The sequence below is a fragment of the Paenibacillus bovis genome (assembly GCF_001421015.2).
In the GTDB taxonomy this organism is placed as follows: domain Bacteria; phylum Bacillota; class Bacilli; order Paenibacillales; family Paenibacillaceae; genus Saccharibacillus; species Saccharibacillus bovis.
Window position 1 is genome coordinate 3,826,765 of record NZ_CP013023.1, and the last position, 22,135, is coordinate 3,848,899.

At 47.5% G+C, this 22,135-nt stretch carries 15 protein-coding genes and 1 tRNA gene; 1 reads left to right on the plus strand and 15 read right to left on the minus strand.

Annotation, left to right across the window (positions count from 1 at the left end; genetic code table 11):
* Window positions 1–60: 60 nt before the first annotated feature.
* Both AR543_RS16240 and AR543_RS16245 read right to left on the minus strand, forming a co-directional pair.
* Window positions 61–891 (minus strand): GDSL-type esterase/lipase family protein, encoded by an 831-nt coding sequence (locus AR543_RS16240; RefSeq protein WP_060535492.1) that lies wholly within the window; start codon window positions 889–891, stop codon window positions 61–63.
* Window positions 892–1,242: 351 nt separating this feature from the next.
* Window positions 1,243–2,955 (minus strand): glycoside hydrolase family 13 protein, encoded by a 1,713-nt coding sequence (locus tag AR543_RS16245; RefSeq protein ID WP_060535493.1) that lies wholly within the window; start codon window positions 2,953–2,955, stop codon window positions 1,243–1,245.
* A 302-nt stretch (window positions 2,956–3,257) separates the two neighbouring features.
* On the opposite strand from AR543_RS16245, the gene AR543_RS16250 reads away from it, so the two are divergent.
* Window positions 3,258–3,330: transfer RNA gene (locus tag AR543_RS16250), tRNA-Lys, on the plus strand.
* Window positions 3,331–3,467: 137 nt separating this feature from the next.
* Here the strand turns inward: AR543_RS16250 and AR543_RS16255 are convergent.
* From AR543_RS16255 to leuC, 13 genes are all read right to left on the minus strand, one after another.
* Complete coding sequence (locus AR543_RS16255) at window positions 3,468–4,157, minus strand: DUF1450 domain-containing protein (protein ID WP_060535494.1); 690 nt, start codon at window positions 4,155–4,157, stop codon at window positions 3,468–3,470.
* Window positions 4,158–4,418: 261 nt separating this feature from the next.
* Window positions 4,419–4,982 (minus strand): CAP domain-containing protein, encoded by a 564-nt coding sequence (locus tag AR543_RS25065; protein ID WP_060535495.1) that lies wholly within the window; start codon window positions 4,980–4,982, stop codon window positions 4,419–4,421.
* A 359-nt stretch (window positions 4,983–5,341) separates the two neighbouring features.
* Entirely contained in the window at window positions 5,342–6,109 is a 768-nt protein-coding gene (locus AR543_RS16265) for a barstar family protein (RefSeq protein WP_060535496.1), read from the minus strand.
* 127 nt (window positions 6,110–6,236) lie between these two features.
* Entirely contained in the window at window positions 6,237–6,692 is a 456-nt protein-coding gene (locus tag AR543_RS16270; RefSeq protein WP_046215078.1) for a GNAT family N-acetyltransferase, read from the minus strand.
* A complete protein-coding gene (gene purT / locus AR543_RS16275) occupies window positions 6,682–7,869 on the minus strand; it encodes a formate-dependent phosphoribosylglycinamide formyltransferase (protein WP_060535497.1) in 1,188 nt (395 codons plus the stop codon). The genes AR543_RS16270 and purT overlap by 11 nt, the downstream gene beginning before the upstream one ends.
* Before the next feature lie 559 nt (window positions 7,870–8,428).
* Window positions 8,429–10,282: an ABC transporter ATP-binding protein gene (locus AR543_RS16280; RefSeq protein WP_418304227.1), complete on the minus strand. Its 1,854-nt coding sequence runs from the start codon at window positions 10,280–10,282 to the stop codon at window positions 8,429–8,431.
* Between the two features lie 7 nt (window positions 10,283–10,289).
* Window positions 10,290–12,113, minus strand: a complete 1,824-nt coding sequence (locus AR543_RS16285; RefSeq protein WP_060535498.1) for an ABC transporter ATP-binding protein — start codon at window positions 12,111–12,113, stop codon at window positions 10,290–10,292.
* A gap of 372 nt (window positions 12,114–12,485) precedes the next feature.
* Complete coding sequence (locus AR543_RS16290) at window positions 12,486–16,319, minus strand: dynamin family protein (protein WP_060535499.1); 3,834 nt, start codon at window positions 16,317–16,319, stop codon at window positions 12,486–12,488.
* Between the two features lie 305 nt (window positions 16,320–16,624).
* Window positions 16,625–16,903 carry a hypothetical protein gene (locus AR543_RS16295; protein ID WP_060535500.1) on the minus strand — a complete coding sequence of 93 codons (279 nt, stop codon included), beginning with the start codon at window positions 16,901–16,903 and terminating at the stop codon, window positions 16,625–16,627.
* A 16-nt stretch (window positions 16,904–16,919) separates the two neighbouring features.
* Entirely contained in the window at window positions 16,920–17,636 is a 717-nt protein-coding gene (nth, locus tag AR543_RS16300) for an endonuclease III (protein WP_060535501.1), read from the minus strand.
* A 325-nt stretch (window positions 17,637–17,961) separates the two neighbouring features.
* Window positions 17,962–19,350, minus strand: a complete 1,389-nt coding sequence (locus tag AR543_RS16305) for an N-acetylmuramoyl-L-alanine amidase family protein (RefSeq protein ID WP_335582715.1) — start codon at window positions 19,348–19,350, stop codon at window positions 17,962–17,964.
* Window positions 19,351–19,721: 371 nt separating this feature from the next.
* Entirely contained in the window at window positions 19,722–20,324 is a 603-nt protein-coding gene (gene leuD / locus AR543_RS16310; RefSeq protein ID WP_060535503.1) for a 3-isopropylmalate dehydratase small subunit, read from the minus strand.
* Between the two features lie 119 nt (window positions 20,325–20,443).
* Entirely contained in the window at window positions 20,444–21,868 is a 1,425-nt protein-coding gene (gene leuC / locus AR543_RS16315; RefSeq protein WP_060535504.1) for a 3-isopropylmalate dehydratase large subunit, read from the minus strand.
* Between the last annotated feature and the right edge of the window lie 267 nt (window positions 21,869–22,135).

Consider the following 22,135-nt stretch of genomic DNA (forward strand, 5'->3'; position numbering starts at 1 on the left):
CAGCAGAGTCCCGGCAAATGGCTTCTGCATCGCAGCACTTATGATTAGATGATAAAACGATCAACGGATACTTTGAACGATACGCGCGGCAATCTGCTCATAACCGTCACCATTAGGATGAAAATGATCTGCAGACAGATACTGATCCAGATTATTCTGGAATAGGTCAAATGTAGGAATAACCATCATATGTTCATTGGTATTGGTGATACTTGCAGCTTTCGTGTTCCAGGCACTTACTGCCTGATTACCTGGTACACGAAGCTCCTTGAGATCTCCAAACGGATTATACAAACCCAGATAAATAATCTGTGCATCCGGATTGATTTCTGCCAATCGATCCAGAATCTTTTGCAAGCGTGCGGCAGCCTGCGGCTGATTGGTCAGCAGCTGGTTGGCAGTAGGTGCCTTTTCATCCAGATTACCTAGTGCTTCCCCCCCATTGAACAGATCATTCGCTCCTATCGACAGCATAATGACATTCGCCTGACGAAGTGTATGCTGGACACCGGATTCCTCCAGTGATTTGATAACCTGTCCTGTTTTCTGTCCGTTAATACCCAGATTGGCAACCAGCTTGGCATCGACTCCTTGCTGCTGCAGCAAATTGACGGTACGACGCACAAATCCGCTGCCATCATCGTCACCTGTACCTTTGGCGAGTGAGTCGCCGAGAGCGGCTACGCGTATTCCTTCTGTCGCCGGATCAACGGCTGGCTGCGATCCATTTTCTGCAGGGCTAGCAGTATTGCCTGCCGTGTAGGAGCTGCCTACCGGATTGACAACATCATTTACCGCATATACAAAACCGCCGATCAGCAGTAACGTTGCTATGATAGAAGCAATGCTGGTAATTCTCCATATTCGTGCTGATGATGAAGATGGTTTCATCCTGTGACCTCCAAGTATCAGATTATAGTGAATAAATGAATAGTACTTTTTATTATATACACTATGTATACAACTTCCAAATGATCAGCAGCTATCTATTGCATGTCGATCATTTGGAAATGACTTTATTATAAAAGCAAGATGGAAAAGGACGCTACCTGACCGAAGCCAACTGCAGAAGATGCTGGATTGGCTGGGCGATTGGAGCGTCCCTTTCCCGATATGGTATTTACAGGTATTTGCTGGAATTGTGGCATAGAAAAATAAATGTTCAACTTGGTATCTGACATAGCGATCTTCAATCCAATCAGCGGCCTGGCATGCTAGTCAAACTTGAATACTGCCGGTACATCATTGATTTAGCTTGTATACTCTGGCTTCGTAGGGCTGCAGATCCATCTCGCGAATATCCTGCTGCTCATCTACCGTATAATTGCTGATCAACAGCTGGTACTGCTCGTATTGCACACTGTTTTCCAGTTGGAAATGGACAGGCTGATCGCAGAAGTTCAGTACAACCAGCAGCTGCTTTCCTTCATATGTGCGTACATAAGCGTAGATCTGCTCATCTTCCGGCAGCAATAGATGGTAATCTCCGTAGACGATAATATCATGCTCTCCACGCAGAGCGATCAACTTTTGATAATAATAGAAAATGGATTCCTGATCTTTTAATGCTTCGGCTACATTGATTTTGTCATGATTCGGATTAACCGTTATCCATGGCTGACCTGTTGTAAATCCGGCATGTTCCGAATCATCCCACTGCATCGGTGTACGCGCATTATCCCGGCTCTTGATATAGATGGACTCCATCACTTTATCAGGATCTATACCGGCAGCTGTATACTCCTGGTACATGTTTAACGTTTCAATATCCTGATAATCATCGATAGATGGCATACGGATATTGGTCATCCCAATCTCTTCACCCTGATAAATATAAGGGGTTCCCTGCAAAGTATGCAGCAGCGTTCCCAGCATTTTGGCAGATTCTTTGCGATAACGGGTATCATTACCAAACCGTGATACCATTCGCGCCTGATCATGATTGTTCATATAATTGCTGTTCCAGCCTTTATTATGCAGCAGCGTCTGCCATTTGCTGATAATCGCTTTGATCTCGGAAAGCTTCCATGGACGAATATCCCATTTACCGCCCTTGCCGGCATCTACCCGCATCAGTTCAAAATGAAATACCATATTCAGCTCATTGCGATCTTCGCCTACATACAACGCACCATCTTCCGGCGTTACATTGATCGCTTCGCCGACCGTCATAATATCGTATTTGGACAGTACCTTTTCGTTCATCTCCTGCAGGTATTCATGCACACGCGGACCATTGACAAAATATTTGCCGCCAAAGTGATACGGAAACTTCTGATCCGGCTCTGCGGTACCAAGTTCCGGCGTTTCTTCTCGCGCATCGGGCAGCTTGGGGTCTTTGGAGATCAGATTGATTACATCCATTCGGAATCCATCGATCCCTTTATCCAGCCACCAGGTCATCATTTTGTATACTTCTTCCCGTACCGTCGGGTTTTCCCAGTTCAGATCAGGCTGCTTTTTGGAAAATAGATGCAGATAGTATTCTTCTGTCGTCTCATCATACTGCCACGCCGATCCGCTGAAAAAAGAGCTCCAGTCGTTGGGCTCACGTCCATCCTTGCCCGGTCTCCATATATAATAGTCACGATACGGATTATCTTTGGATTGGCGTGATTCCATAAACCAGGCATGTTCATCAGAGCTATGATTGACCACCAGATCCATAATCAGCTTCATTCCACGCTGATGCAGACCATCCAGCAGCTGCTCCCAATCATCCAGTGTACCGAATTCATCCATGATATTCTGGTAATTGCTAATATCGTAACCGTTATCATCATTGGGAGACTCATACACCGGACAGAGCCAGATCACATGCACTCCCAACAACTGAAGATAATCCAGCTTGCTGATAATACCCGGAATATCACCTATTCCATCCCCGTTACTGTCCATAAAGCTGCGCGGATAGATCTGATACACGACACTTTCTTTCCACCATGTCTTTTTCATAAAGCTTCCACCTCTCTGTATGTAATGGATTCCGCCGATAGAATTGTTCCTGCTTGAATGTACTTCTTTATTATTTCCCCATCTGTCTGTAGATGAAGCAGGCGACCCAGCAGAAGATGTGAACTTCATACGACAACCTGCTATTCTTGATCTTTATTTCTGCGGAATCATTGCGCATTCGTTATATACAAAAAGCGATGCATTGGACAAACGTATTGCACAGGTGTATACTATTCAAAGTAATAGTTGTTATGCATATTAATTTGCTACTTGGTATGTATCCAAGCACAACATTTTATTACGGGACATTAGCTCAGCTGGTAGAGCATCCGACTCTTAATCGGCAGGTCGCGGGTTCGATCCCCACATGTCCCATTTACAGGTTACCGGTATGCAATATAGAACGGGAACCTTTTCTCGCAAATCAAAAGCCACAGCGTCTGCTTTCTGGACACTGTGGCTTTTTGGTTATCTTTGAGGGATCGTTTGGCACGCCGCTGATCAGGACAGGATTAACCGGTCACCGCGTGTTGGATAGATTCCGATTGGGTTAGATGCATCTGCACTTTTTGATCGGATTTTGTTCGCATGAATATGAATGGGTCGACTACAGGCAGCTTGCCTTCTTCGATATAGGTTGCGAGCAGCACTTGCAGCTCCTGTAAAGTATGGGCTGTCAGATGCAGAATGAGTGTATTCTTTTTCACTTCCAGCTGGTTACTGTCATCCTTGGCTATAGCCAGAACAACCCTGGCTTCGAGAGAAGCTGATTTTTTGAACCGGATCGCTTTCATTTTACGGGGCTCACCCGCTCGCTGTAGTGCACTTAGTTTTTTGGATAGTTTGGCAGCAGATACAGTATCCAGCGATATAGTTAGTTCATTTTTGCTGCGCGGATTGAATCCATAATGAAGCTTGGCAGAATCGATCGATTTTTCCGGTTTTTGCTTCTTTTGGGTTGCAGAATCAGCAGCAGATTGATTGATCATAGCTGTTAGCTGCTTATACAGCTGCTCCGGAGAATCGCTGCAGACCAGCTGCTTTTTACCGATTTTGGCAAAAGGCTGACGGCGGCAGGTTTTACACTCGCTCAGGCAGCCTTTGCGCTGCTGCTCGATCTCGGGAAAATGTACTCCGATATCCTGATAGACTTTTTTGGTACCCAGCTTGTCATTTTTACTGCAATATTTGATCGTCTCCATGACTGTAATTCCCCCATCTTGCGATGTGATGCATCGGCTGAAATGTAACTTTATAGTAGGGAGTGCTCTGTAGATTGTCAATAGAATGTACAAGCAGCGATTGCATCAACCGCTTATTATCCTGCAGGATCACCGTTGCCCAGATCTGCTGCATTCAAAAAAAGACCCTTGCAGCATGCTCGACAAGCGAGGCATCCTGCAGGGGTCTTTCCCGTTCCCATTTCTATGGAACTATTCGTCTGCATATACACACATTTATAATTATTTACCGATAAATTCCTGAACCCAGATGCCATTCACATAGCCTACACCGATATGTGTATAATTTTTGCTCAGTATATTGGCTTTGTGTCCTGCGCTGTTCATCCACGAATTCATAACCTGTGCCGGTGAAGTCTGGCCTTTGGCAATATTCTCGCCAGCTGCGCGGAAGCTGATTTTGTACGTTTTCATCATATCAAACGGCGAACCATAAGTAGGTGAAGTGTGACTGAAATAATTGTTTTTGTACATATCCATTGCTTTGTCCTGTCCCATGGTCTGCAGGTTGGTATCTACGGCCAGCGCTTTTAGTCCGGCTTTGCTGCGCTCCTGATTGACCAGGTCCACTACCTGAGCGGCAAATGCGTACGTATCAGCTGTAGCGGTTGCTGTGTTCTGCCCGGTCAGCGTACGATCCGAAGATAATTTGACATAAGCTTTGTGTGTATAATGTGAATGGTTGGATGCTGCTGCCTGCGCACTCGCTGGGGCGATCAGGCTGGCTGCGATAAGCCCTGCAGCTGCTGCCGATGCGGCGATACGTTTTAGTTGTGTAAATTTCATAATAAGTACAAATCCTCCTGTGAAATGAGTGTGTTCAAATCCGCCTAAGATTTTACCATTTACTCCTATATATCGGCAACTTTGCATGAAATGTGTGCAGTTATATAGAAAATTATGTGCATGCAAAAAAGACATCGGCGCTATACCGATGTCCTTTCAAAAGCTCAGGATGCAGCTATATGAGCTGAAGCAATCTCCAGATTTGTAGTTCAGCTTCTCTAATAACTCCTATCTTTATTGTACTTTTATATCTGCGACTAAAACAGCAACAGCATTTTCACTTTTACTTTTACCTTTTATTCTCTATTCTCTATTCTCTATTCTCTATTCTCTATTCTCTATTCTCTATTCTCTATTCTCTATTCTTTGATAATTGTAACTCCACTTTCTTCCAAAATAGAAATACTGGTCTGAATGACTTCCAGCATAGTATAGCCATTCTCGTTTTTTCTTTGCAGCAGTTCATTATTCTCCATATATTGATAATCCGACCAGATCACTGTAAAAGGCGGTACCGGTCCAAAATCGCCGCACAGACAATCGTCTATTGCATCCAGGCTGCTGCCATAGTATCCTGCAGGTCCATTTAGTTGTTCACCCAGCATCAAGAAAAAAGCATACTGATCTGTAATCAGACGTCCGTCCAGATGAATAGTGACCCCCTCCTGTCCCTGATTTCTCCAGGAATTGGTCTGCAGCGCATAGCTTTGGGCAACTTTCTGCCAGATCTTGCGTTCTTCCAGAGTAAAATCAATCCACAAACCGCTTCTCAGCTGCAGCGGATCACGAAGCAAATCCCACATTTCAAAAATACGCCGGGTTCGTGCTACCTGTTCATACGTATGAACCAGTACTTCCCAGTCACCATCATGTGAAAAAGGAAGTGATTCTATAGGTTTTATTACTCTTTTCAACGGGAAATCATAATGACCAATCATCGCTCCACGGGTATCCAGAATGCCAACGTAGATATGATCCAGTGATTGGTCAGCAGTATAGTCCGGGTTTTTAAGAAATCCATAGATCGATAAGTGCTGTCTGCAGCTCTCATCATTTTCTAGCCGCAGTTCTTGAAAATAACCGATATTTTGTTCGTTCCAGTCATAAATCGTGTATTTATCGTTCATACTTCTGTTCCTTTGCTGTGTTTTATGTAATCCGGCTATAGTATATCCCGTATATCATACAATACATTGATTTATAAAAAACGACTTCCCTTATGCAGGGAAGCCGTTCTTGTGTATCCGTTTGTGATTACATTTGCTTGATAAAATTACAGCCGATCTTCTCATAACCCATATGCTGGTAGAATGAGCAGGAAGACAAACGCTCGTCACGGTTCATTCCGGTGACAAATACGGAATGATCTCCGGCTTCACGCGCCTGGCGCTCAGCTGTCGTAATCAACTCACGGCCAATCCCCTTGTTGCGGTAAGCTTCCGAAATCACCAGGCCGGTGATCTGGGAAGTCTGATGACCGGTATCGTAAGATGTTTTGCGATACAGTGCAATCATACCCACTACCTGTCCTTCACGCTCAGCGACAAGGGTCATAAATTGCGGCTTGCCTTCCAGGGCAGCCATCCGGTCACGCAGTACACTCTCTGTCATTGGATAACAAAGTTCACGCATCAGGCCAGTCAAAGCTTGAACATCTTTACTTTCGAATTTACGGACTTCCGCAACAGGCATTAATACACTAGTCGACATGTACATACTCCTCTTTTAGCAGAGCGGCCGCTTCAACGGCACGCTTCCGCGCGATTTCCACACTTTCGTCCGCACTGAGTGCCACTGCCATCCGGCGTCCCGGTTTGGTCTCCGGTTTGCCGAATACCCGTACTTGCGTACGCGGCAGCTTCAATGCTTCTTCCAGTCCGCCAACAACAAAATCTTTTGAAGTCTGTGTTGCCTTGAGTGTTGCCGATGCGCCAGGGGTAAGCAGATGGACGCCAGGAATCTCAAAACCGAGAATGGCCCGCACATGCAGGGCAAATTCGGACAAGTCCTGGGTTACCATCGTAACCATACCCGTATCATGCGGCCTTGGCGATACTTCGCTGAAGACTACACCATCCGCCGTAAGAAACAGCTCTACTCCGAACAATCCGTATCCTCCCAGATGTCCGGTAATAGTGCCGGCGATATGCTGTGCTTCTGCCAGCTGTTCCGCAGTCATGTAATGCGGCTGCCACGACTCGACATAATCTCCATCCCGCTGAATATGTCCGATTGGCGGACAATACAGGGTACCTGAGGCTGAACGCACCGTTAGCAGTGTAATTTCACTTTCAAAATGGACAAAGGCTTCGACGATGACCCGTACTGACTTGCCTCTGGCTCCTTCAAGCGCCGTGTTCCAGCATTCCTCCGCATCCTGCGGAGTACGGCATACGCTTTGTCCTTTACCGGACGAGCTCATCAGAGGTTTTACTACGCAGGGTGTTCCAAGTTCGGCGACGGCTGCTTTGAGCTGCTCGAGATTATCCGCGAACCGGTACGCTGCTGTTGGCAAGCCCAGTGTCTCGGCTGCCAGACGGCGTATCCCCTCACGATCCATCGTTAATCTCGCAGCTGTAGCAGTAGGAACGACATGATAGCCTTCCTGCTCCAGCTCTACCAGCACATCCGTCGCAATCGCTTCAATTTCGGGTACGATCAGATCCGGCTGCTCCAGAGCAATCACTTCTCTGAGCTGTTGCCCGTTCAGCATATCAATCACATGAGAACGGTGAGCAACCTGCATAGCAGGTGCATCCGGATAGCGGTCTACAGCGATACATTCCACGCCGAGACGCTGAGCTTCGATAACTACTTCTTTACCAAGTTCTCCACTGCCAAGCATCAGAATTTTCTTCGCCTGGCGAGACATTGGGGCCCCCCACATAATAAACAGCACTCCCTTATCCACTTTTTTACACTGCGTCAAGCTTGCATACGACTCGAACTGCAAAACTCTCCGTTGGTACAGATTGTGCTCTTTGTCTATTTTCTTGGCTGTTAAGTGATTAACACATTGTAAAATTCCCGACGATGTTGATGATGAACTTTACAATGTGTTGACACTCTTATTTTCTTACCTTCCAAGTTAGATTGCAACCCACTTTACTTAAATTTTTGAACAAATCTCGAAATTTATAAAATGATATCGCTTTCATTCACGAATTTTGTCACAATTTGTATGTTTGCTTGTTCCCTGCTTTTTACAGGAAGTCTTTTTTTAAATAAAACACCCTTTATCCGCTGATTTTGCTTCAGCGGATAAAGGGTGAGAATGGAAATAAAAGGATGTTGATATCGACATTTCGATTATGTCTGTTATTTTATATATGTCTAAAAATCCGGTATTTCACTTGCTGTATATTGAATATGATTTGCAAAAGGAACATGTTTAGATACAGCCGATCTGTCGATCGCTTTTCGATCAGGTTGATTAGGCAATCAATTTACAAAAAGCGGAATTGGGCTTCAATCAGTCCGTTGTATACTCCTTTGCGCTGAATCAACTGTTCATGCGTTCCCTCTTCCTTGATCTCTCCATGATCAAGCACGACGATATGATCCGCATGACGAATCGTCGATAACCGATGGGCAACGATAAAGGATGTTCTTCCTTGCAGCAGTACTTTGAGCGCTTCCTGAATCCGCAGCTCGGTCTCCGTATCGATACTGGCGGTTGCTTCATCCAGTATCAGAATACGCGGATCTGCCAGCAGCGCCCTGGCAAAAGACAGCAGCTGACGCTGCCCCATCGACAGCACATTGCCGCGCTCTTCGACTTCGGTATCATATCCTTTGGCCAGCTTCTCGATAAATACATGGGCATGAACGGCTTTGGCAGCAGCTTCTACCTCTTCGTCGGTGGCATCCAGACGGCCAAACCGGATATTGTCACGAATGGTTCCCGAGAAAATAAAGGTATCCTGCAATACGATACTGATCTGACTGCGCAGACTTTCCAGCGTCACATCACGCAGATCCTGTCCATCGATCGTGATTTGACCGCTTTTGATATCATAGAACCGGCTGATCAGATTGATGATGGTGGATTTACCCGAGCCAGTATGACCGACCAGAGCGATCGATTGTCCTGCCTGGACATTCAGATTGATTCCCTTGAGCGCCGGACGACCGGGTTCATATTCAAATACAACATCCTTGAATACAATATCGCCGCGAATACGAGGCATCGGCCGTGCATCCGGCTTGTCCGCTACCGACGGCTCTTCATCCATAAATTCAAAAATTCGCTCCGAGGATGCCATCGCGACCAGCAGCTGATTATACATATTGCCGAGCCGGTTAATCGGGTCCCAAAAGTTGCTGACGTAGTTGGCAAACGCAACCAGAATCCCGATCTCGATCTCCCCGCTCGCAATCAGCATCGTACCGAATCCGAACAAGATAACAGAGCCGAGTCCACCGGTTACTTCGATCAACGGTCCAAACATCTGGTTCATCGCAGATGCCTTATCCCACGACTGCTTGCTCGACAGATTCATGTTATCAAAATACTTCATGTTTTGTTTTTCCTGAGTATAGGCCTGGGTGACACGGATTCCCTGAATAGATTCATTCAAATGGGAATTAATCCGTGAATTTTTCATCCGTACTTCCTGCCAGGAACGGCGGATCACTTTACGAAGCTTGGTAGAAACGAAGAACATGATCGGCACCGTCAGCATAACCGCCAACCCCAGCTTCCAGTTGATGAACAGCAAAATAATAACGATTCCCAGAAGCTGTACACAGTCAATCATGACGTTAACCGCTCCATTGGTAAACAGATCCTGCAAGGAATTGACATCATTCGTGACGCGTACGAGTACCGAACCCGCTGGTCTTTTGTCAAAAAAAGAAAAGGACAGACGCTGGATATGGCTAAACAGGTCAGAGCGAAGATCATAAATGACTCTTTGCCCGATAATATTGGTGTACTTGATCCGGTACGCATTCGCTGCCCACTGAATCAGGTACAGCACAAGTGCCAGCGCAGTCAACCCATACAGCAGCTTCAGACTGGGTATACCGTTGGCTGGCTGAATAGCACGGTCGATCGCCATCCCGGTAATAAGTGGAACCGCCAGTTTGGTCACCGTGCCCAGTACCATCATGAGCAGGATAAAGGGCAGCAGCTGTCTCGCATACGGCTTCATGTAGCTGAACAGGCGACTGAACTGTCCCCAGTTAAACGCTTTGTCGATCAGCTCGTCATCCTGGTAAATAAACCGCTCTTCGACCCGTACGGATGCGGAAGTATCCGCCACCTTTTGCTTGTCATCCACCGATATATTATTCATGGACGGGTTACTCATGGTATCTCACCTGCTCTCCACTGCCGGGCTGCGGCATCTCTCTGTTCCATTCTTCCGGCTGATCCGGATCGTCTATCTCCTGCTGACGCGAGATATGATCGGCATATTGTACCTGATAGATATCCTGATACGGACCGGCAGTCTGAATCAGCTGCTCGTGCTTGCCGCGCTGAATCACTCGTCCTTCCTCAAGTACCAGAATCTCGTCCGCATGACGCAAGGAGGAAATCCGGTGAGCAATAATAAAGGTTGTCCGTCCTCGCATCACTTCCTGGAAGCCAGATTGTATCTCATGCTCGGTCTCCATATCCACCGCACTCGTCGCATCGTCCAGGATCAGTATTTTCGGGTTTTTGAGTAGTGCGCGGGCAATCGCCAGACGCTGCTTTTGTCCACCCGATAATCCGAGACCACGTTCACCTACGATAGTATCGTATCCTTTGGGCAGCTCCATAATAAACTCATGGGCTTTGGCCAGGGTTGCTGCGCGGATAATCTCTTCCATGGTCACTTCTTCCATACCATAAGCGATATTGTTCTTGATCGTGGAAGAGAACAGAAATGTCTCCTGGAATACAGAGGCGATCTGTGCACGCAGATCCTCGATCCGAATATCCCGGATATCGGTGCCATCCAGTGTAATCCGTCCTTCGTTGACATTGTACGCACGCATTAACAGCTGAATAATCGTGGATTTACCGGAGCCTGTTCCACCCAGCAGCCCGATCACCGAGCCCGGAGGCGCATTCAGATTGATATCTACTACAGCTGCCAATTTATTGCCGTAAGCAAAAGTCACATGATCAAACATGACATGTCCTTTGATTTCGTGCATCGGCTTGGCGGTATGTTCATCCTTGATATCTACCGGCTGATTCAGAATTTCCAGAATCCGTTCGGTAGATGCTTTGGACTGGGTGTAGTTGTTAATATGAAAACCGAGTCCCCACATCGGGCCGATTATGTACCAGATCAGGGTGAAAAAAGCGACCAGTTCTCCAAGTGTCATAGAACCCTGAATAACCAGTGTACCGCCAAATCCGAGCAAAATTACGATACATACCGAAGCCAGCAGTTCCATAACCGGGAAATAGCGGCTCCACAGGGAGGAAGCAAAAATCTGGTTGGTGCGGTAACGCTCATTGCGCAGCGAAAACTTGTCCACTTCGTGTGCTTCGCGGGCGAATGACTTGATTGTACGCACACCGGTGATATTTTCCTGTACAGCAGTAGTCAGGGAACTTAGCGCAAGACGCATTTCCTGAAAAGCCGGATGAATGCGTGATTCAAAACGCAAAGCGACATATACCAGAAAAGGGATAGAAATCAGGGTAACCAGAGTGAGCTGCCAGTTCAGCGAGAACATGACTATGGAACCGAAGATGACCATAAGGAATACATTGAGCAGCTGGGCAAAGCCAAATCCGATAAAGTTACGGATCGCCTCCAGGTCTCCGGTCAGACGGGACATCAGATCTCCTGTTTTGGCAGTATCATAATAACGGAAGGACAAAAACTGAAGCTTTTCATAGCAGGCATTGCGAAGACGGTAGGCGAGGAAATTGCCGAGACGCCCTCCGAAAAATCCGTGCAGGAACTGCATACATGCTTTGAGAATGGTAACAACGAACAGTCCGATTACCAGCATGGGAACCTGGTCATACCGCCTGAGCTTGATAATATCATCAATCAGGTACCTCAGCAGATTCGGATAGACCAATCCGAGAGCGGTAGCGGTTGCAAGACAAAAGATAGAGAGATAGAGATAGCTCTTTTTTTCGCGGTAAAAGCCTTGCAGTTGCCTGAGAACGTCCATGTTGTTCCTCCTTTATTCACCTGTCAGGTTAATTAGCATAATGAAGCTTACCACCGTCGCCAATTGCCCGCAAAGAGGATAAGAGACCGTTTACAGGCGATGTTGTCAAATTAATGCCATAATCGACATATAATGGACTGATTATAATGAAATCATGCAAAATGCTCGCAATACCAGCGGTTTATTCCTCAGTCCCGATTTTTGTAAACTATTGTCTCCTTTTATAAAGTAAAAGCGTTATAACTTTAAATTTGAAACATCTAATTTCTGCATTCTAACATAATAATAAGGAAGTATTAAGTATGTAAAAATAGAAGACTACTCCCGGAAAGGAATAGCCTTCTATAAGTTTAGTGCACAATTATATTGTTATTAATGAAGCTGGGATACTTCTGATTCGGCTGCCAATATATCCAGTTCGGCAGCAAGGTGATGCCAGCGGTCAGGACCATCGGACATGCTGAGCGAAGCTTCTGTAGCTTCTGCCCATTCTGCGATCTGGCGATGCATTTCCTCTACCGTCTCCCGGAAACGTATATTCAAACCGTCAATATAATAAGCCGCGAGCCGTTCACGCTGCTCTTCCAGCAGATGGCCGATCATATTGTCGATGCGTGCAGTCACCTCGGTTCGCAGATTTTCACGACCTCCCTGTTCAAAGAAATAACGAGGATTCCGGAACATGGACCATAAAGATTTCCAGTCTATCGCCTGAGACAATGCGAGTGATGGCAGCTGCGGTGTCTCCCAAGCAGAGGGATCATAGGCAGACAGACGCAGTCCTGTCGTACTGTTTTCCGCCTCGCGTCCATAGGTTCTCATTCGTTCGCTGATCAGCTGGCGTGCAGCCTTCTCCATTCGCAGGGTAGTAGCCAGCACTTCCTGCTCCAGCTCAATACCGACTCTACGCTGCAATTCCCGTCCGCAGGCGGCAAAGTCGGCTTTCAGATCGGCAGATTCCTGGTTTAGCTGTGCCGGGTTGAAGATTTCCGGTATCCATTCCAGTGTTTTGAGACGTACACGCTGACGCACATGGAATAGCAGCTCTCCACTTTCTTCCTGCACTCTGCGATCCGGCTCTGTACGGGCAATCCTGCTGACCGCTTCGCGGGCGCTCTGCTGCTCTGTCATCAGCTGCTGTCTGCGCTGCTGGCGATAGGCTTCCCCCTGTCTGGCTGCTTCTTCCCAGGACAGGATCATATCGCGGATACGGCCGACTTCTTCCAGTGCAGCATGTACAGCCAGCCCTGCCAGTGTCTCGTCCGCAAAGGTGTTAAAGCTTTGCTGGAACTGTCTGAAGCCCTCATCCTGTCCATGCAGTGCACGACGGCTCGACAGCGCATGGATATTGGGTTCACGAATGCCCGCACTATTCAGCTCACGAACGATTCGTCCTACAACGTCATTTTTCTCTTCTTCGGACGAAGCCAGATCGGAGGCATTGACGATAAAGAACATATTGTCCAGTGCCAGACTGCCTTTTACCCGTCCAAGCTGTTCCAGCAGTTGACGATCGCCTGCTGTAAACGCATGGTTGTAATACGTTACAAATACGAGTGCATCCGCAGATTTCATATATTCAAATGTAACCCCGGTATGACGTGCATTGACCGAATCGGCGCCCGGCGTGTCCACCAGGACCATCCCCTGACGGGTCAATTCACAATCGTAGTACAGATCAATTCGGCGAACAAAACAGGACTGCTGCTCTTCCGACACATATCCGCGGAAAGCATCCATATCGACTTCGACTTGCTGCCCGAGCTTATCGGCCATCTGTTCCCAGCCTGCTGCTGCAGCCATAATAAAGTTGTAATGCGCTCTTGCCGATGGATGAATACGTGCTGGCGACAATCCAGCAACCGCTTTACGCCAATCTTGCTCCAGCGAGCGATCCGGCAATCCAAGCAGACGCAGCGCTCCGCTGATATCCTCCTGCATTTCTTCCGCGTCTTTCAAGAAGACAACGGCTGTTCCATGAGCGTGGTTGCTGTCCGCTCCCATGATCTGCGTAATAGCTGCTGTCATCGGATGCGGAGACACTGGCAGCACCGATCCGCCCAACAGTGCATTGGCAAAAGAAGATTTGCCCGCACTGAATGCTCCAAACAGCGCCAGTGTAAATTTGCCATCTTCCATAATGCCTGCACGACGACGCAGCTCCTCCGCCTGGGAAGACATCCCCGGCAGTTCACTGATCTTGCCGGCTGTTCTGCGCAGACGTTCAGCGGTATCCAGCAGACGCTGCTGACGTGCCGAAGAGCCTGTCTGTACCGACACTGCCGATGATAGGGCTGTATCCTTATCCAGGCCACCTGTGCTGACACCAGCCAAATACGTATCGTTTTCAGTTGATTCCAAAAACGATCCAGCCGCTGACTGCAGATTGGATACGGATGTCTCTGCGGTTGGTACAGATCCAGGATTCAATGGATTGGGATCATTCGGCTGAAGCGAAGAATGTGCATTCGCCGCTGCATTTTGCACGATCTGGCTACCGGCTTCGATACGCGGCAGCCAATCAGGTACTTCAGTCTCCCGCTTGGGCAGCAGACTGCGCACAGCCTGATCCTGCTGCTGAAGCTGCTGCTCTGCTTCCTGCTGGCGCAGAAGATCATCATAGCGCGATTGCAGCTGCTGTTGTTCAGACTGCACAGCAGCTATCTGGCGTTCAACGTCCGGCTGGAGCTGTTCCAATAGACGATCTGCTGCTTCCAGGGCTGCACGGCGATAACGCGCAGCTGTCTGCTCACGCAATGCGCGTGTATAGTTGAGCACATACTCTCCTGATATAGCCATATCCTTGCCTGTGCCTGCTTCAATATCGGCTACAGTGATCTCCGGCAGCGATGCAGTCAGCGCAGTTTCCTGTTCCTCGTTCCAGAGCTCATACTCCCGGCTCCAGCCGCGCAGCAGTCCCCGTACATGCACATCGAGATTGGCAGCTACCTGCTCCTGATACGCCTGCAAAAAAGTCTGTCTGCGCTGCTCACGCTCCTGCATTGTTTTTTCTCTGGAAGCGAACAGACCTTTTTTGAAGCCGGGACGTTCTCCTTCCAGATAGAGCTGGGCCAGATCACGCAGTGCAGCAGGTGTCAGATTCGCCTGCTCCACGAGACGGCCAATCTCCCAACTCCATGTTTCGCGAAGTTTCTTTATATTGCTGACCAGATCATCCTGGCGCTGCTGTAATTGCGAGATTCTCCCGCTCAATGCTGGCAGATCTTCCGGGATTTCTTCTACAGATAGATCGTCCATGTTCTCTTCTTCCATGGAAAATGCTGCAGTTATATCGGAACCATCATCTTTTGTATTTTCATTCTCGTGATCTTCATGATCGCTGGACATTTGTTCATTCAGCCACTTGCTGTGCTCCTCTGCCAGTTCCCAGGCTGCCTGTGACAGGCTGTAACGCATCAGTGGCAGATGATCTTCGAGCAGCTGGCCAATGATCTCCCGCAGGCGCTCCAGACGGCCATAGGGATGATCGGGTACCTGGCGGGACACATATAATACGCCTGCCGGTTCAATTCCTCTTCTGGCAAATGCCTGCTCGACTCCTTTGCGATATTCTGCAAAAGACAACTCCTGATCTTCATGCTTGTCAATCTGGTTCACTATCAGATACAGTGGCTTGCCACGTTCATACAGTGTGCGTGCAAATGAAAGATTCGTCTCGGACTGCACATGATTATAATCCATAACATAAAAGACTACATCCGCTCGATGCAGCGCCGAATAGGTAGCTGCTTCATGAGCGGCATCTGTTGAATCCACACCCGGCGTATCCAGCAGTACGCCATGCTCTCCCAGCAGTGGAATCCGGTCCCATAATTGTACAGATTCATAATCGCCACCGTTTTTGCAGTACTCATCCAGTTCGTCCAGTCCAATCTCCAGATCGTCGCCGGCATGTACATGAACAAGTGCGCGCGGTTCTCCGCAGCGGATTGCGGCAATATTGGCAGTGGTCGGTACAGGACTGGTCGGCAGTACCTGTTTGCCGCACAGCCAGTTCATCAGACTGGATTTGCCAGCCGAGAAATGACCGCAAAAAGCCAATACCAGCTCTTGTGAACGGTATTTTAGCTGCAGATCATGTGCTTTTTGTGCAGCTGTATCATTTCCCTGTCGGTTCAGTTCCTGGGCGAGCTGCTCCAGAATAGTTTCAAATGAATCTTCTCTCTGCGTTGTAATCGCTTGCATCAGTATGTCCTCCGTCACTTTCTGATGATGGTTCAATCGGTGTGTTCTTTTATGATCCGGTAGAGATCACAGTACTCCTCCCGGATTATTAATTTAAAATTTATCCTTATCTGTATTGTAGCACTGTATAGGATGTATCGGAAACCAGTGATTCATTTTAAAGGCAATCTATCGCAGTATAGCAAAAAAGCTTTTTATACATCGGTACCTGTACAGGCCCTGCAGTATAAAAAGCTTTGGAGCTGTTCACAGAAAAAATATGGCCAAGCAGCCTTTCTCTATAAACATCATGTATGGATCTTGTCTTAAACTACGCTTGCTTCTGCTTCCGCAACCGGAACCAGAACTTCAAACAATTTGCCATGCTGCAGAATGGTGATCCCTCTGCCTTTATCTTTCATAACCACGACATCGCGCTTTTGTGCCATGCGCTCAAGGTAATGTTCCGGTACATCACCAGAATAGTTGACAGTAATTCCTTCAACTACTTTTTCTTCGTTTTCAACCAATTCCTCAGCGACGATCTGTTCGAAGATATCGGAGAATTGTTCAAAGTTATCAGTGTAGACGGAAATGCATTTCATAACGTTCGACCTCTTTTTATGTTGTAGTATTAGATTGGTTGCCCTTCGCTCTGGACGTACGCGGTTTGGCGGACTTGTCCTTGATTACGAGAGACGTTTTCATTCTTTTTTTGCCTTCACGGCAAATATCGAGCAATGGACAGATCTGACAGGCGGGATTTTGCGCCTTGCAATGGTACCTTCCGAAAAAGATAAATCGATGATGCGATAATGTCCACTCTTCACGTGGAACACGCTTCATCAATTTACGCTCGACTTCCAGTACATTGTCTTTCCAATTGGCGAGACCCAGTCGTTTGGATACTCGTTCCACATGGGTATCCACGGCAAAAGCAGGCACTCCGAAAGCATTGGACACTACGACGTTGGCTGTCTTGCGGCCCACACCCGGCAGCTGCACGAGCAGATCGTGCTCTCCCGGTACATCGCCGCCATACTGTTCGATCAGAATCCGGCATAAATTCTGGATATGCTTGGCTTTGCTGCGATACAACCCGATCCGCCGTATATCCTGCTCCAGCTCTTCCAGCGGCACGTTCAGATAATCTTGCGGTGTACGGTATTTCTGAAATAAATCAACCGTTACCTTGTTGACTGTTGCGTCTGTACACTGTGCGGAGAGCAGAACGGCAATCGTCAGTTCAAAGGCGTTGCTATGATTAAGCTCGCAGTGGGCATCGGGAAACATGCCGGCAAGCGTGTCCAGAATATGTCTTACGGTAGCGGCATTCATTTTCATTCCTCCTGCAAAAAACCGCCTGTTCACGATATGAATCGTGATGCAGACGGTATCGTCTCACGGTACCTGATGATGGGATTGCTGGATTACGTGTCGGACTCTGTTGCTCCATCTTCAATGACAATACAATTCGTATCTTAACATGTTCTGACTGTAATTGCACGTATACTTTACATGAAATTTCAGTAATTTTATTGTCACGGATGACAATTGCTAAACCGCCGACTATATTACAGAAAATGGAATAAAAAAGACCAGCCCTCCCTGCGGATGGGAGCGGCTGGCCTGATTAAAACGAATGACTTTGGATCATTATCTATCAGGATACGCCAAGATATTCTTTGATCCCTTTGACGACAGATGCAGCGATCTGATCCTGTTTGGCGGAATCCATCATTTTGGATTCTTCCACTTTGTTGCTGATAAAACCAACTTCGAGCAGTACAGCAGGCATCGTCGTTTCACGAATAACATGGAAGTTACCGTATTGTACACCGCGGTCCTTGAAGCCTGTAGCGGCTACAAAATACTTGTGGATCGTCTGTGCCAGCTTTTTGCTACTGCTGCGCTGGTAGTACGTTTCTGTACCCGAGGCAGCTGATGAACCGCTGCTGTTTGCATGAATGGAGACAAATACATCGGCATTCAGCTTCTCGGCCACTTTGACACGTTCTTTGAGTTCGAGGAACGTATCATCCGAGCGTGTCAGGATAACATCGATATTCGGATCATCCTTGAGCAGTGCTTCCACTTTCAGTGCCAGTCCGAGGTTGAGCTTTTTCTCGGTTGTCTGGGAGCCGATAGCACCTGGATCCTGATAACCATGACCGGCATCAATAACAACAACTTTTTTACCGGAATGACCTACCGAGGAACCTGGCTGTGTTGCGCCAGTTGTCGAATCCGGCTGTTTGTTTGTACCATTGTTTGCTGTCAGATCTACAATCAGCAGACCCTGACCTTCGTTAAATACTTCGTAGTTCCGATCTTTTTTCAGATCGATAACAATACGTACGCTTGATGGGTCTGTACTGTATTGGGAATAACGAACCTGTGATACATTCTCGTTATTTGGAACAGCCAGCGTAGCAATCTGTCCTGCTTCCGCATTGGCTCCCTGTTCGAATCCGCCGCCAAAATCAGCATTTGGCAGATCGACTACGATACGGTTTGGTGAATCCATTTTGGATACTTTTGGCGTCACGCTCTTATCCAGCGTCACCAGCAGGCGACTTTCACTGAAGCTGATGCCGTTCACCAGTGCAAGACCGTTTTCGGAAGTTGCCTTGTCCGCGTCCGAAGTCGTTCCTCCGCCGGTGCTCGTGCCCGTCGATGTCAATGTGACAATTTTGTCGCTGTTGTTCCAGTGTACTCCGATACCCATCTGTTCACTTACCAGTCGGATCGGTACCATCGTTGTACCATTTTGAATCACCGGTGCGGTGTTCAAGCTGTACGTTTTGTTGTCTACAGAAGCTGCATTCTTGCCAATATACAGTTGAATGGACTTGCCTTCGCCATCAATATTGACCTGACCCGCAGATTGATCCCATTTCACCTGATAGCCAAGATTCTGGGAAATCACCCGAATCGGCACCATCACCGAACCCTTGATATTCTGCACTTCTTCCGGAATGCTGAGTTGTTGACCGTTCAGTACAACTTTCGTGTCTGTGGCAGCTTCGCCGATATGGGGAAAGGACCACATAAACACCAACAAAAAGACTAAAAAACCTAATTTCTTCATTCTTCACCCCTACCATTCCCGTTTTAATTACCGAACTACCCAGCACGGCTGTACCGGCAAATGTTATTACCAGACGACATATTAGACGCTTGTGCTTCCCAAAAGTTGCGAGTGAATTTTCATTTTCGCATGCTTTTCCCGATTATTTCCTGTCCATTTTGAAAAGGAATGATCGAGATCGCAGAGCCTGCACCGTCTGCGCCGGATTATCATTCACCAAAAAAAATGCATAACTCTGTCGTAGCTAATATCGACAGAGTTATGCATTTTTATAATAACGATTTGTAAAACAGTATTATAAATTATCCGTGCACGGCTGCTCTACTGAACATTCAGGCAAACAGGTGTGCACCTCTGGATTGCTCATAGGCTGTGATCTCGGATTCATGCTGAAGAGTCAGACCGATATCATCCAGTCCCTGCAGCAGAAACTGCCGGCGATGCTCATCCAGATCAAAATCAATATGCAGTCCATACTCATCGGTAAGCTGTTTGTTTTCCAGGTCTACATTAAGACGGTACCCTTCATGGGCAGCTGTACGTTCAAACAGATCCTGTACTTGCTCTTCAGAGAGCTTGATGGGCAGAATACCGTTTTTGAAACAGTTATTATAGAAGATATCTGCAAAAGAAGGGGCAATGACACAGCGGAATCCGTAATCCATAATCGCCCATGGCGCATGCTCACGGGAAGATCCACAGCCAAAGTTGGCTCGGGATACCAGAACAGAAGCTCCCTGGTAACGCGGCTGATTCATATCAAAATTCTCATTCACATTCCCTTCTTCATCCCAGCGCCATTCATAGAACAGGAACTGGCCGAAACCTGTCCGTTCGATCCGTTTCAGAAATTGCTTGGGAATGATAGCATCTGTATCTACATTGACCCGGTCTACCGGTGCGACAATACCGTTTAACTGTTTGAATGGTTCCATTGATATAGACTCCTCTCTAAATACCGTACATAGGTCTGCGATTCTCTCCATTATTATCGCCAAAGCGATGCCGGGTGCACGATTGGGTATACGATCTTCACGGCATGCTTATCAACGAATTAATTCAATACCGGCTCGGACTTGAATTCCCAGTCACGAACATCGGTAAAGTGACCTGTAATCGCTGCAGCTGCCGCCATAGCCGGAGATACCAGATGCGTACGTCCGCCCCGGCCCTGACGTCCTTCAAAGTTACGGTTGGATGTGGATGCGCAGCGCTGTCCCGGCTTCAGTACATCGGGATTCATCGCGAGACACATACTGCATCCTGCTTCGCGCCATTCAAAACCGGCTTCCTTGAAGATCACATCGAGTCCTTCTTTTTCCGCCTGGATTTTGACGCGGCCGGAGCCTGGAACGACAATAGCTGTCAGACGGTCGGATACGGTGTAGCCGCGAGCGACTTCGGCCGCAGCACGCAGATCCTCGATCCGTCCATTCGTACAGGAGCCGATAAATACATAATCGACCGGAATCTCGGACATTGGCGTACCTGGTACGAGATCCATATATTCAAGCGCTTTTTCAGCCGCTCTGCGTTCATTTTCAGTGGTGAAGTCAGCCGGATTAGGTACAGCCGATGTAATATCCGTTCCCATTCCCGGACTGGTGCCCCAGGTTACCTGCGGAATCAACGCATCTACATCGAATTCCAGTATCGTGTCATAAACAGCACCTTCATCAGTAGTCAGTTCCTTCCAGCGGGCAACCGCTTCGTCAAAAGCTGCACCCTGCGGTACATACTGACGTCCACGCAGATAAGAGAAAGTCGTCTCATCCGGTGCAATCAATCCTGCACGCGCTCCGCCTTCAATAGACATATTACATACGGTCATGCGCTCTTCCATCGAGAGGTCGCGAATCGCTTCACCTGTATATTCGATAACATAACCTGTCGCAAAGTCGGTTCCGTATTTGGCAATTACACCGAGGATCATATCCTTGGCCGTTACACCTGGTTTGCGTGAACCTACAAAGCGGATTTCCATAGTTTTGGAAGTGGACTGCTGCAGGCACTGGGTAGCTAGTACGTGCTCTACTTCACTCGTACCGATACCGAATGCCAGAGCGCCAAATGCACCATGAGTCGATGTATGGCTGTCTCCACAGACAATCGTTTTACCAGGGTGGGTCAGGCCGAGTTCAGGTCCCATAACGTGAACAACGCCCTGGTCGATCGTATCGAGATCGAATAGCTTCACGCCGAAGTCACGGCAGTTCTGAGTCAGCGTATCTATTTGCTGCTTGGAGATCGGGTCGGTAATATTGTAGCGATCAAACGTTGGTACATTATGATCCATCGTGGCAAACGTAAGCTCCGGACGGCGAACCTGACGATTGCTCAGGCGCAAACCTTCAAATGCCTGCGGAGAAGTTACTTCGTGAACAAGATGCAGATCGATATACAGTACGCTCGGCTTGCCTTCTTCCTGATGAATTACGTGGTTATCCCAGATTTTCTCATACAATGTCTTTTTGCTCATTATTCTCACCCCATCATGGATTGTAATCCCAAGCTGCCGCATTTCCGGTGGGATAGCGCTAGGCTGTCTCCCGTACAGATCGGACCTGAAAATGCACTGCTGCTTTTTACTGCTGAATGCCTGTCCTTTTACTCGTAGTAATTTGAAATATGTGGAAATTACTGTTAGTTACTTTATCGGCGGCCTGTATCGTTTCAACAGGCTTTTTTATAATGATTACAATATAACATTGTGTGTACGATAGGTCTAAGATATTATATCTATAGA